This is a genomic window from Wolinella succinogenes DSM 1740, assembly GCF_000196135.1.
Lineage (GTDB): Bacteria > Campylobacterota > Campylobacteria > Campylobacterales > Helicobacteraceae > Wolinella > Wolinella succinogenes.
In genome coordinates this window covers 1296760-1308909 of the sequence record NC_005090.1, presented here as the reverse complement: position 1 = coordinate 1308909, position 12150 = coordinate 1296760, and the positions used below count along the sequence as shown (strand labels likewise).

The window sequence follows — 12150 nt, the reverse complement described above, 5'->3', positions numbered from 1 at the left end:
CAAATATCACCTAAAGAGTTTTCGATAGCAGAAGAATAGAGAGGCGCTAAAAAGCAGCATCCCTCCGACAAAGAGCGCAAAAGCACTCCACCCGAAATGTTTATAAATCACTCCGGGGGCGATGGAGCCTATAGTCCCTCCTGCGTAATAAAACGCTAAATATAGGCCATTGACGATCCCCTTTTTTTCTGGAGAGATCGAGTTGGTCAAGCTCGAAAGAATCGAATGAGCGATAAACATCCCTGCGCAAAGCACGAAGATTGAGCCGATGAGCCACGCAAATTGGGAGCTCAGGGTCAAGGTCGTGCTCAGGGCAAAGATAGAGAGTCCAAAGACAATCGCGATCTCTTTGGAGCCCAGCCACTTGGTGATGCGACCCGCTAAAAGCGAGACAACCACTCCAATAGCATACCCCATGTAAAGAAGCCCAATCATGCTCTCTTTGATCTCAGGATTGAGCTCTTTGGCGCGAAAAGGAAGGAAGTTGAGAATCGCTTGAAAAGAGAAAAAGAGAATAAAGACGGTGAAAAAGAGCAGAGCGTAGCGTCTATCTTGGAGGTGATCAAGAATGTCTCTAGGCGTGAGTTTGATGAGGTTGGCGCGCGGAGAGCTCTCTAGGCGACTCACGAGATAGGCGCCAAGAAGCACGAGAATCCCAAGAATCAAAAAGGCGCTCTGCCAAGAGTAGACAGTGGCAAAATAGCCACCAAATAGCCGCCCAGCCAATCCACCCACTACGCCGCTAGCGACATAGATGCTCACATATTTTTGGATGTTTTGCTGATCGATTCTTGTGAGGACGGTGAGGATAGTGGTGAGGACGGCGGGGATGAAGAGCGCCTGAAGGAATCGAACCCCCAAAAAGAGCTCATAGGTCTCCACCAAAGAGATGAGAATCTGAAGGATTCCTAGGCAGGAGAGAGAGAAGATGAGAATCTTTTTGGGAGAGCTCTTTTCTAATAGGTAGCCATAAAATATAGGGGCGAGGGCGAGGGGGAGCAGGATGATCGAGGTGAGAAATGAGGCCTTGGCGATGGGGACATCAAACTCTTTGGAAAAGAGCGGCTGTAAGGGTTGGGTGATATACATGAGCGAGAGTGTGATGATGGTGATGTAGATGATGACCGACAAGGTAAAGTTTTTCATGACCGCCCCCGAATCGAAAATGGAAAGTTAGCAGGTTTTGCTATAAAGAGAGCTGAATAGAAGGGGTGGGGACGACGGGGAGCGTTCAAAAATCTGTGCCAGCGTCCAGTTATAATGCCCCCAAAATCCCAAACACCCATTCACCCAAATTGATTTTCCAACCAGATACAATAGATACAATAAACCAAGGAATGGAGAGTCAAACCATGGAGCGTACATCATGAGCCGTAAAAAAGGAGTGAGCTATACCTCCGAGCAGAAGACTAGGATTGTTTTGGAGATGCTCAAAGAGGAGGAGACCCTAGCCCAGATTGCCAGTCGTTATCAGGTCACCAGCCAGACGCTAAACAGCTGGAAGCGACAGTTTTTAGCCAACGCTTCCCTGGCCTTTGAGCCAGCTAAGGCTTTGCAGGAATACAAAGACCAGATACAAAGCAAAGAGCAGGAGATCGAAGAGCTACAAAAACAGCTGGGCAAATCGGTCGCCGAGAAGGAGTGGCTAGCAAAAAAGCTCGAGGGCTTGGACTTATCGAATAAAAAAGCTCTTGTCGAGTCCAAGCCCGAAACCATCAGTATCGCAAGGCAGTGTGAACTTCTGGGCATCAGCCGATCGGCCTACTACTATAAACCGATCTCCCTAAGTAGAGCCAACCTGCAGATCATGCACGCCATCGGCGAGATCGCCACCGATAACGCCGAGTATGGCTACCGCTTTATCCATCAGCAGCTTTTAGAAGATGGATATCGCATCGGCAAAGAGCGGGTGCTCAAATACATGCGGGTGATGAATTTGCGAGCTCTCTACCCGAAAAAGCGAAAGCACACCAGCATCCACAACCTGGAGTACAAACGCTACCCCTATCTGCTCAGCCAGTACCACAACAGCAAGAAGCAGGTAGTGGTGGATAGGCCCGGCGAGGTGTGGAGTGGTGATATCACCTACATCCGCATGAACGGTGGTTTCATGTATTTATGCGCCATCATCGACTGGCACTCCAAGGCGATACTCGCCTACAAGATCAGCAATACAATGGATGCCTCACTGGCCGTTGATACGCTCAAAGAGGCCCTGCAGACCCACCCAGCTCCCAGGATTTTTAACTCTGACCAGGGTAGCCAGTACACCAGTGAAGAGCATACCCGGCTGCTAGAGGAGCACCAGATCGCCATCTCCATGAATGGCAAGGGGCGGTCAATCGATAACATCGCTATTGAGCGGTTCTTTAGAACCCTCAAGCACAGTAGCATCTATATCAATGATTACAGAACCATCAAAGAGCTCAAGGAGGGCATCAAGAACTATATCCACAAATACAACTTCAAGCGATTTCACTCATCGATCGAATACCGAAAACCGATGAATGTCTACCTTGAAGCACAGACAGTAGCGTGAGAGGTGAAAATAAAAAGTTGGAGAGTGGTGTGTTGATTTTTAGGGGCATTATATTGGATACATTAAAAAAGAAATGTTTATCTTACTGTGAGATTTGTGAAATCAATCCAAATGATAAAGATGGTAAGTTTATTGGATACTCTAAAATCAAAAGTCGTTCATCTAATAAGAAAAATTCTCTGAATGGGAAGTTAAAAGAGATGGGAGAGTAAATGATTGATGTAAACATAAAAAAATCAACAATAAGAGAAGTTAGTGATGGAATTCAATTTAGAGTTATAGTGACAGATGATGGTGTTATCACTTCAACATTAAATGTATTAATAAAGAAAGAATTTCTGTATGAAATATCTGAAATTAAAGATTTAAAAAAAATACTGAATGAAAATTATTGGACAATTGAAATATTTATTGAGAATAAATTTATGGAAGACAAATTAAAAAATCAGATTACTATTGATATAAATGATACAACTAAGTATAAGGAATTATCTCAGTAGTTTCATTTTTATTTTATAAAAACATAAAAATAATTTTAGTTTTTTTATTTGTAACTTATTTAAAAAATTTGAGATTTTAGTATCATTTTTTTAGAATGAAATGGTACTCTCCATCGACCATATGACTGATAAAAATATGTAAATCAAAATCTAAATCCAATAACTCTCTAAAAGCCAATTCAATAATTTTAAAATCAACACTATTATGGAATGGAATTGCCCAAGATAGACAACCAATAAAATTTTGATATTCAGAAGATTTTTTAATTAGATTTGTAATATGTCTATCTTTCCCAATGAATAACTTTTTAATCATTCGTTTAGCATGAATTAAGTCTTCCAATTCATCAGAGATGATGAATTTACTTATATACAGAGAATTGGTATGAATATCTCTATTTAATTGGTTTCTCTTTTTTGAGTTAAAAATTTGTAGATAATTTCCATTATATACATCATATTGTAATTGAAAAAAGTCTCTAATCTCAGCTATGATTTCAGTTTTGTACTTATTGATATTTTCCACTTTTAAATTAATTTCTAAAAATAAATCTCTTACAAATCCATTTTTATTCAATAAACTAAATCCATCAATAATATCAAATAATCTTGAAATTGATATGTCATCATTTTCTTTGAATTTAACTTCAATATTAAAAGTTTCATTATTCTTATTCATAACCAAATCACAAGATCCATTATCTCTATTGAATGTATTGATAACATATCCAAACTCATAAAATTTTTGATATGTCATAAATTCAATAAAGATGGAATGTAACTTCTTACTAAATTCTAATCCGCTCATACCATTCAATTCATTCATTGCATTTTCAATAAGATTAATTGGTAAATCATTATAATTTAGTAAAAAGTCATTGTTAAATATTACATACTTAATGAATACAACAGAAAGTGAATCACTAAGAGAATTTTCTTTTTCAGTAATAATATAGCCTTTGATATATTTTGAAATTGTTTTCTGGCTGTCAGAGAGAGAAGATTTGTCTATATCAAAATCTTTTACTCTTTTCAACCAATCATTTGGAAGTAATTTAGATTGAATTTTTCTCATACTCATGTACCCCTCCCCAATTTTTAGACTATACTGCCACCATTTGTCAAGACAACTTTTTGAGAATTCATCTTCCAGCCTCTAGCCTTTAATTTAAGCAACGTTTTTCAACCCTTCTAGATAAACATTCATGGGCTTTTGATAATTTAGTGCTGAATGAAATCTATTGTGATTGTAAAAATTGATATATCTTGAAACCTTAAATCTGAGATCTGAAATAGAGCTATACTCATTGATATAGATTTCATCATATTTTAAAGTCCTAAAAAATCTCTCAATGGCAATATTATCAATGGATCTGCCTTTACCGTTCATAGAGATTTGAATGTTGTGTTTCTTGAGAAGTTCTGTATGTTCATGGCTGGTATATTGGCTACCTTGGTCGGAGTTGAATATTACAGGAATGTCATATTTTTCAATGGCTTCTTTTAAAACATCTGTTACAAGAGATGTATCCATAGTTGTTGATATTTTCCATGAGAGTATCGTTTTACTGTGCCAATCAATAATGGCGCACAAATACACGAAACCACCCTTGATTGGGATATAGGTAATATCTCCACTCCAAACCTGATTGGCTCTGTTAATTTCAAGCTCTCGTAGTAGATATGGATAGATTTTATGTTTATAGTTTTTAATGGATGTGTGTCGTTTCTTTTTTGGAAAGATTGCCTGTATCCCCATAGTGTTCATTAGCTTATTGACTTTATTTACACCAATTGAAAATCCATCTTCCAAAAGCTGCCTATGCATAAACCGATAGCCATAGGTTGAGGATATATCAGTATATATCTCATCTATCCTTTTCATGATTTTTAAATCATTGTCTGATATGGGTTTAGGTTCATAATAAAGGGTTGAGCGATTTAAATCTATTATTTCACATTGTCTTGCCATGGAGAGATTCTTTAGCTTGGGTGTGACAAGATCTTTTTTATTTGATAAGCCCAAGCTCTTTAGCTTTCCCACTGCCCAATCCCTCTCTATGGTTGTTTTTCCTAATTTCTTTGCTAGAGCATCATTCTCTGTTTTTAGCTCTTCTATCTCATCTTTATAGGCTTTAGTAGCCGAACCTACATCAAATACTAGTGATGCATTCTCTAAAAACTGCTTTTTCCAATCAATGAGACTTTTTGGTGTAATCTCATATTTACTGGCAATCTGTGCTACAGTCTCTTCGCCACCTAGTAATTCTAAGACAACTCTAGTTTTAAATTCTGCACTATAGCTTTTTCTTTTTCTACTCATTTTTTCCTCTCCTAAATCTTTAGAAAATTCTACCATTTAGGAAGATAAACCTTTCAATTTATTGTCTTGAATTTTAGTGGCAGTATAATACTCGTTTATGATTCCAATCATATCCTGCATTACGAATTCGAAGATAGAGCTTTTTAAAACCATTACGGATGTGCTTAGTAGCAAAGTGATTGAGCGCATCAATCACCTCTCTATCCTCTTTTGGTGTAGCTTGATAATAAAAACTGCTACGATTTAGTCCAACTATTTTACATGCCTGACGAAGAGAAAGCTCATGTTCTTTATGAAGATGCTCTACAGCTTCTCGTTTACCGTCAGGCGTTAGAGCTTTTTTTCTAAAAGATCCTTTAGTGCGTGATTTTCAAGTGCCATATCTGCAAACATCTTTTTAAGCTTAGCGTTCTCATTCTCTAGCTCTTTGAGACGTTTTATGTCCGAGACGCTCATACCTCCATACTTACTTTTCTACACATAAAAGGTTTGATTACTAACACCATGTTTACGACACACATCAGAAACTCTCATCCCAGCTTCTACTTCATTTAAAATGCCCACAATTTGGCTCTCTGTAAATCTACTCTTCTTCATTCCTAACTCCTGCAATTATTTTAGCAGAAGTTATCAACTCATATTCGGTCTAGTTTTTGGGGAGGGGTACAGGGTTTGTATCGTTGTGAAAAGGTCACGAGAGAGTCTGGGGCTAGCCACCATAGAATAAAATATATATAATGCAAAGCACTCTAGAAATATGAAAAAGGCAAAACGATGGACAAATTTTTAGAAGCAGCCCTAGAAGAAGCCCAAAAAGGGCTAGATGAGGGTGGCATACCCATTGGTTCGGTGTTGGTGATAGATGGCAAAATAGTGGGGCGCGGTCACAACCAAAGAGTGCAAAAAGGAAGCTCTATCTTGCACGCAGAAATGGACTGTTTGGAAAATGCGGGGCGACTGAGTGCTAGTGATTATCGCAAAGCCACGCTCTACTCGACGCTATCGCCTTGCGATATGTGCAGCGGCGCCATTTTGCTTTATGGTATTCCCAAGTTAGTGATTGGCGAAAATCAAACCTTTCGTGGTCCAGAAGCGTATGTCAAATCAAGAGGTGTTGAAGTCAAAGTGATCAATGACCCAAAATGTCGCGAGCTGATGGAGGCTTTTATCCAAAAGAATCCCGAATTATGGAATGAAGACATCGGAGTGTGACCAATCCACACCAAGCATCATCAAAGGCGCTAGGGCGCACTCACTTCTTCTTCATCTCCTCTAGCGCCCGCTTCTTGCTCTGCTCTGTGCGGTGCTTGAGCTTCTCTTTTTCGATTTCGACGATTCGCTCTTTGTTGTATTGGTAGCGCTTATCCACTGCCTCGCCGAGAGTCATTTTTTTGATGTTGAGGGGATTGATGAGCAACACCAAAAAGACCACGAGCGCTAGCGCCAAGGCTTCGTAGTTGTTGCCGCCGAGCATGATCCATGCGACATAGATAAAGAGCGAGAAGAGGATAAAGAGGAGAGCTTTCCAGATGGTCAAGGGGGCTCCTTGGTTTTGGAGGTTTGGGATGATTATAGCCCATTTTCCTTGTCGAATCGTTTCACATAGCCACAGCGCTGACAAAAGGGCTCGATTCGCCTTCCCGCGAGAAACCCCTCTTTGATTTTTGTGGCCCTAGGAGAGTGGAGTGCCTCATCAAGCGAGCCTTCTTGGATCTTTCCAAGGGCTAGCTCGCCTAGGGCATCTAAGCAACAGGGGACAATCGTTCCATCAGAGAGAATACCCAGATGGGTCTGGAGTGCGAGACAGTAGCCTTGGGTTTGAGCGGGAGCTTGGGGGTTGGGCCATTCAAAAAGCTCATCTAGATCGAGGATGAGCTTGGGGGCGAGCCGCTGGCGCTTCTTGGAGAGGTCGAGCTTGCATCCAAAGTGCGATTCGATTCTTTGGAAGAGCTCCTCTTGGCGCGGTTCGCTATGGAGATTCCAAAGGCGGAGGTTGAGGTATTCTGGAGAGCCTCGATTCTCTCGCTCTTTTAGAAGCGCTAAGATATTGCTCCAATACTCCGCTAGCCCAAGGCGCTTGGCGTTGGAGAAGTAGCTCGTGAGCGAGAGATTCACCTGTTTGATGGCGGGGTGGGCGAGGGCGGATCGCTCTCTCTCGCCTAGAAAAAAGCCCGAAGTCGTCACCTCAGCGCGCAGAGAGTGGCGCTCTAATGCGTCTAGGTAGCTTGGGAGTGAGGGGAGCGTGAGAGGATCGCCCAGCAGATGGAGGGCGATGAGATCGGTGTGGGGAGCGCACTTCAGGAGGGAGCGCTCAAAGAGCTCTAGGCTCATCACCCCTCGATGATTCTTCCTAGGAGAGCAGAAGTGGCAGGAGAGCCCACAAAAATCGGTGATCTCGATATGAATCTTGTAAAAGGGTTTAGACATTGAAGCGGAAGTGCATCACATCGCCATCTTGGACGATGTACTCTTTCCCTTCGACGCGGAGCGCCCCTGCTTCTTTGGCTTTTTGCTCTCCGCCATGTTTGATGAAATCTTCATAGGCGATGGTTTCAGCACGGATGAATCCTCGCTCAAAGTCTTTGTGAATCACTGCGGCGGCTTGGGGGGCGGTGGAGCCTTTGCGAATCGTCCATGCGCGCACCTCTTTGACTCCAGCGGTGAAGTAGCTGATGAGTCCAAGCTTTTCAAAGCCCTTTTTGATGATCTGATCCAGTCCCGATTCGCTAGCTCCGAGTGATTCTAAAAACTCCTGCTTCTCGTTTGGCTCTAGGCTCACCATCTCCTCTTCGATCTTGGCGCAGAGCTTGATCACTTCGCAGCCATTTTTTTGGGCGTAATCTTTGACGATCAAGACAAAGGCATTGTCCTCGCCAAGCCCCTCCTCGTCTACATTGGCACCATAGATGATCTCTTTATTGGTGAGGAATCGAAGCTCTTTGTTGAGCTCTTTGAAGCTTTCGTGCTCTTTTTGGGGGAAGATTCGGACGGCATTTCCTGATTCGATGTGTGCCATGAGCGCTTGGGCGATTTCTAGGGCGTCTTTGGCGTCTTTGTCGGTTTTGGCAGTGCGCTCTAGGCGCTCGATGCGTTTCTCTAGGGTCTGCATATCCGCTAGCAAAAGCTCTGTTTCGATGATCTCAATATCGCGCAGAGGATCAACACTTCCCTCTACATGGGTGATGTTGCCATCTTCAAAGCAGCGAACGATATGCAAAATCGCCTCCGTCTCTTTGATATTGGCGAGGAACTGATTCCCCAGCCCCTCCCCCTTGCTTGCACCCTTGACCAATCCAGCGATATCGACAAACTCCACGACAGAGTATTGGATTTTTTGAGGATTGACGATTTTAGCGAGTGCCTCAAGGCGCGAGTCAGGCACGGGCACGATCGCTTTGTTGGGCTCAATAGTGCAAAAGGGGTAGTTGGCCGCTTCCGCATTCTGCGCTTTGGTGAGGGCGTTGAAAGTGGTGGATTTGCCGACATTGGGGAGACCTACGATTCCGATGCTAAGTGCCATATTTTATGATTCCTTTGTGAGTTGTTCTAAAAATTGTAAGACCATGCGCACACCCGCGCCACTTGCGCCATGAGGGTTGACATCCCACTCTTTTTCCACATAGGCAGGCCCAGCGATATCGAGGTGGAGCCACTTCTCTTTGTAAGATTCTTCGATGAATTCAGAGAGGAAGAGTCCCGCAGTGATGGAGCCACCATAGCGTGTGGAGCTCACATTGCAGACATCCGCGACTTTGGATTCGATGAGTTTTTTGAGATGGCGATTGAAGGGGAGGTCAGCGGTCAGCTCACCGCTTTGGGTGGCGCACTCGATGAAGCGGTGCTTGAGCTCTTGACTGTGTCCTAGCACGCCTGAGGTGTATTCACCAAGCCCCACTACGCAAGCCCCCGTGAGGGTGGCGAGGTCGATGATGTAGTCAGGTTTGAGCTCTTGGGCATAGACGAGGCAGTCAGCCAATACCAATCGCCCCTCGGCGTCTGTATTGCGGATCTCGATGGTTTTGCCATTTTTGGCACGCAAAACATCATCGGGCTTGTAGGCGTTGCCTCCGATCATATTCTCCGTGGCTCCTACGATTCCATGAAGCTCCAGCTCCAATCCTAGCTCTTTGGCGGCTTGGAGAATGGCGATGACGGCGCAACCTCCGCCTTTGTCAGCTTTCATGGTCACCATGAAATCCGCAGGCTTGAGGCTCAGACCGCCACTATCATAGGTGAGACCCTTGCCAACGAGAGCGACTTTGAGCTTGGGCTTTGGACTTTGGTGGGTGAGATGGATAAGTCTAGGGCGGTGGATGCTCGCTCTAGAGACCGCGAGGAAAGCGCCCATCTGCTCCTTTTCCAAAAACTTCTCATCTTCGATTCGACACTCTAGCTGATGCTCTTGAGCGACCTTTTGGGCGGCTTGAGCAATCTTTTGAGGGGTCGCATCCTCAGGTGGAGTGTTGACTAGCTCTCTAGCGAGATTGACTGCTCTAGCGATCGCACTCTGGCGAGCCAAAATCGTCTCAAAGCTCTTAGAATCGATCTGGCGACCTAGATGGGTTTGGAGTGAGATGAGGATTTGGGTGAGTTTGCTTTCACTTTTTTGAGATTTATAGGTCTCAAAGTTGTAATCTCCGAGTAAAAATCCCGCCGCCATCGCCTCTAGGCACTCTAGTGACTCTTGAGTGTAGATTCCGACTTTGAAGGAGGAGAAGGGGTATTTTTTGAGAGCCCTTAGGGCTTTGGCGCTTGATTCGCGGATGGAATCAGGCGTGAGGGAATCGAGGGCATAATAGAGGGTTTTGCTCTGAGGAATAAAGAGCGTCTGCCCCTCTTTGCCTTCAAAGCCGACACTCCCAAACAGCTCAGAATCGGCAATCCATTCGTGAGAAAACTCTTTATTGATGACAAAAATAAGTGAAGCTTCGGCTTTGATTTCATGCAAAGGAGCCGAGTGACATAAAATTTCCATCGATTTTTATCCTTTTATTTACGGGTCTGATAGTGAAAATACCAAGCAATTCCCCCGCCTAAAAGAAGCGCTAGGGGGATGGCGAGATAAAAGTGATCTTTGATCCAGTGAACAATAGCGAGGAGCTCCTCGCCCAAAATATAGGCGAGCGATATGGTGAATGCAGCCCAAACAATGGCGCTACAGAAATTGATGAGAGCGAACATCTTCGCGCTATAACGGGTCACGCCAATGGACATGGGAATCACCGTGCGCATTCCATAGAGGTAACGCTGGATGAAGATGATAGGCCAGCCATATTTTTGGAGCAGAAGATGGGCGAGGGCGAACTTGCGGCGCTGGGTCTTGAGCCGCCTGTAGATGAACTGTTTGTTGTAGCGCCCAATATAAAAATAGATCTGATCGCCGACAAAGCCTCCAAGCCCTGCCACGACAATGGCGATGAGAATCTGCATATGGCCTGTGTGGCTCATGATGCCTGCCATGATGAGCCCCATCTCGCCTTCCATCATGCTCCAGATAAAGAGAATCGTGTAACCGTAATCTCTCAACCAGCCAAGAAATAGCTCTTCCACGTCGTTTGCCTCGTGTTGATTTTTTGAGATGAATTAGTGGAAGTTGAGAAGATTCTTTGCTTGAATCATATCCTTGTCCCCTCGACCTGAAAGCGAGACAATCACCACTTTATCTTTGAAGCGCTCGCGCGCTTTTTTGAGGTAGGCGATGGCGTGAGCACTCTCAAAAGCAGGGATGATTCCCTCTTTTTGGCTTAGCCACACAAACGCCTCCAAAGCCTCCGCATCGGTCACATGATCATACTCCGCCGCGCCACTTTCAAAGAGGTAGGCATGTTCAGGGCCAATCCCTGGATAATCAAGTCCTGCCGAGATAGAATAGGCCTCCTCGATCTGCCCCTCGCTATCTTGAAGGAGGTAGCTCATCTGTCCATGAAGAATCCCAGGTGATCCCTTGGCGAGACTGGCGCCATGGTGATGACTCTCTATGCCAAGCCCCCCTGCTTCAATGCCGATGCATCTCACGCTCTCCTCATCAAGAAATCGAGCAAACATCCCTGCGGCATTACTCCCTCCGCCGATGCAAGCGATGACATAATCGGGCAGTCGCTCCTCTTTCTCTAAAATCTGCTTTTTAGCTTCAAAGCTGATGACACTCTGAAAATCCCTCACCATCATGGGATAGGGATGGGGGCCTGCCACGGTGCCAATGATATAGAAGGTGTCTCGCGCGTGAGTGACCCAATGTCTGATGGCTTCATTCATCGCATCTTTGAGTGTCTTTGAGCCCGATTCCACGCTTTGCACTTTGGAGCTAAGGAGCTTCATGCGAAAGACATTAAGCTCTTGCCTGGCGGTGTCTTTGGAGCCCATAAAGACCTCGCACTCTAGACCCAAAAGCGCGGCGATGGTCGCGGTCGCGACTCCATGTTGCCCTGCGCCTGTCTCGGCGATGATCTTCTTCTTGCCAAGGCGTTTGGCGAGTAGTCCTTGGATGACAGTGTTATTGATTTTGTGAGCGCCCGTGTGGTTGAGGTCTTCGCGCTTGAGGTAGATTTTGGCTCCTAACTCATCGCTCAAACGCTCCGCATAATAGAGGGGGCTGGGGCGACCCACATACTCTTTGAGGTAGTAGTCCACCTCGCTCCAAAACTCTCGATCAAAGCGTAATTCATTGTAGGCACTCTCTAGCTCTAAGAGCGCAGGCATCAGTGTCTCAGGGACAAATCTCCCGCCAAATTTTCCAAAATGGCCTCTCTCATCGGGGTCAAATTGACTAGGGGTGGGCATAAACATGG

Annotated in this window: 12 protein-coding genes and 1 pseudogene; 3 read left to right on the top strand and 10 right to left on the bottom strand. The window is 44.5% G+C overall.

Annotated features, from left to right (window positions below):
- Positions 1-6 precede the first annotated feature (6 nt).
- A complete protein-coding gene (locus WS_RS06515) occupies positions 7-1146 on the bottom strand; it encodes an MFS transporter (protein ID WP_011139218.1) in 1140 nt (379 codons plus the stop codon).
- Between the two features lie 220 nt (positions 1147-1366).
- Here WS_RS06515 and WS_RS06510 point away from each other — a divergent pair, with 220 nt between their 5' ends.
- Positions 1367-2539 (top strand): IS3 family transposase, encoded by a 1173-nt coding sequence (locus WS_RS06510; protein WP_011139217.1) that lies wholly within the window; start codon positions 1367-1369, stop codon positions 2537-2539.
- A 212-nt stretch (positions 2540-2751) separates the two neighbouring features.
- Positions 2752-3039 (top strand): hypothetical protein, encoded by a 288-nt coding sequence (locus WS_RS06500; RefSeq protein ID WP_041571836.1) that lies wholly within the window; start codon positions 2752-2754, stop codon positions 3037-3039.
- An 82-nt stretch (positions 3040-3121) separates the two neighbouring features.
- On the opposite strand, the gene WS_RS06495 is transcribed toward WS_RS06500, so the two are convergent.
- From WS_RS06495 to WS_RS11295, 3 genes and pseudogenes are all read right to left on the bottom strand, one after another.
- Positions 3122-4114 carry a hypothetical protein gene (locus WS_RS06495; protein ID WP_041571834.1) on the bottom strand — a complete coding sequence of 331 codons (993 nt, stop codon included), beginning with the start codon at positions 4112-4114 and terminating at the stop codon, positions 3122-3124.
- A gap of 93 nt (positions 4115-4207) precedes the next feature.
- On the bottom strand, positions 4208-5398 hold the full coding sequence (locus WS_RS06490; protein WP_011138235.1) for an IS3-like element IS1302 family transposase: 1191 nt from the start codon (positions 5396-5398) through the stop codon (positions 4208-4210).
- Positions 5399-5707: 309 nt separating this feature from the next.
- Positions 5708-5959, bottom strand: a pseudogene (locus WS_RS11295) (transposase); the annotation flags it as partial.
- Between the two features lie 177 nt (positions 5960-6136).
- On the opposite strand from WS_RS11295, the gene WS_RS06480 reads away from it, so the two are divergent.
- On the top strand, positions 6137-6574 hold the full coding sequence (locus WS_RS06480) for a nucleoside deaminase (protein WP_011139214.1): 438 nt from the start codon (positions 6137-6139) through the stop codon (positions 6572-6574).
- A gap of 40 nt (positions 6575-6614) precedes the next feature.
- Here WS_RS06480 and WS_RS06475 read toward each other — a convergent pair whose 3' ends face one another.
- The 6 genes from WS_RS06475 to trpB are packed head-to-tail and all read right to left on the bottom strand — an operon-like array spanning position 6615 to position 12148.
- Positions 6615-6899 (bottom strand): hypothetical protein, encoded by a 285-nt coding sequence (locus tag WS_RS06475; RefSeq protein WP_011139213.1) that lies wholly within the window; start codon positions 6897-6899, stop codon positions 6615-6617.
- 32 nt (positions 6900-6931) lie between these two features.
- The gene (locus tag WS_RS06470) at positions 6932-7789 is read right to left on the bottom strand and encodes a radical SAM/SPASM domain-containing protein (protein WP_041571833.1); all 858 of its coding nucleotides are present in this window, start codon (positions 7787-7789) and stop codon (positions 6932-6934) included.
- Entirely contained in the window at positions 7782-8882 is a 1101-nt protein-coding gene (gene ychF / locus WS_RS06465; RefSeq protein ID WP_011139211.1) for a redox-regulated ATPase YchF, read from the bottom strand. The genes WS_RS06470 and ychF overlap by 8 nt, the downstream gene beginning before the upstream one ends.
- 3 nt (positions 8883-8885) lie before the next feature.
- On the bottom strand, positions 8886-10337 hold the full coding sequence (locus WS_RS06460; protein ID WP_011139210.1) for a leucyl aminopeptidase: 1452 nt from the start codon (positions 10335-10337) through the stop codon (positions 8886-8888).
- Between the two features lie 14 nt (positions 10338-10351).
- The gene (locus WS_RS06455) at positions 10352-10912 is read right to left on the bottom strand and encodes a DedA family protein (protein ID WP_011139209.1); all 561 of its coding nucleotides are present in this window, start codon (positions 10910-10912) and stop codon (positions 10352-10354) included.
- A gap of 33 nt (positions 10913-10945) precedes the next feature.
- Positions 10946-12148 carry a tryptophan synthase subunit beta gene (gene trpB / locus WS_RS06450; RefSeq protein WP_041571831.1) on the bottom strand — a complete coding sequence of 401 codons (1203 nt, stop codon included), beginning with the start codon at positions 12146-12148 and terminating at the stop codon, positions 10946-10948.
- Positions 12149-12150: the final 2 nt, after the last annotated feature.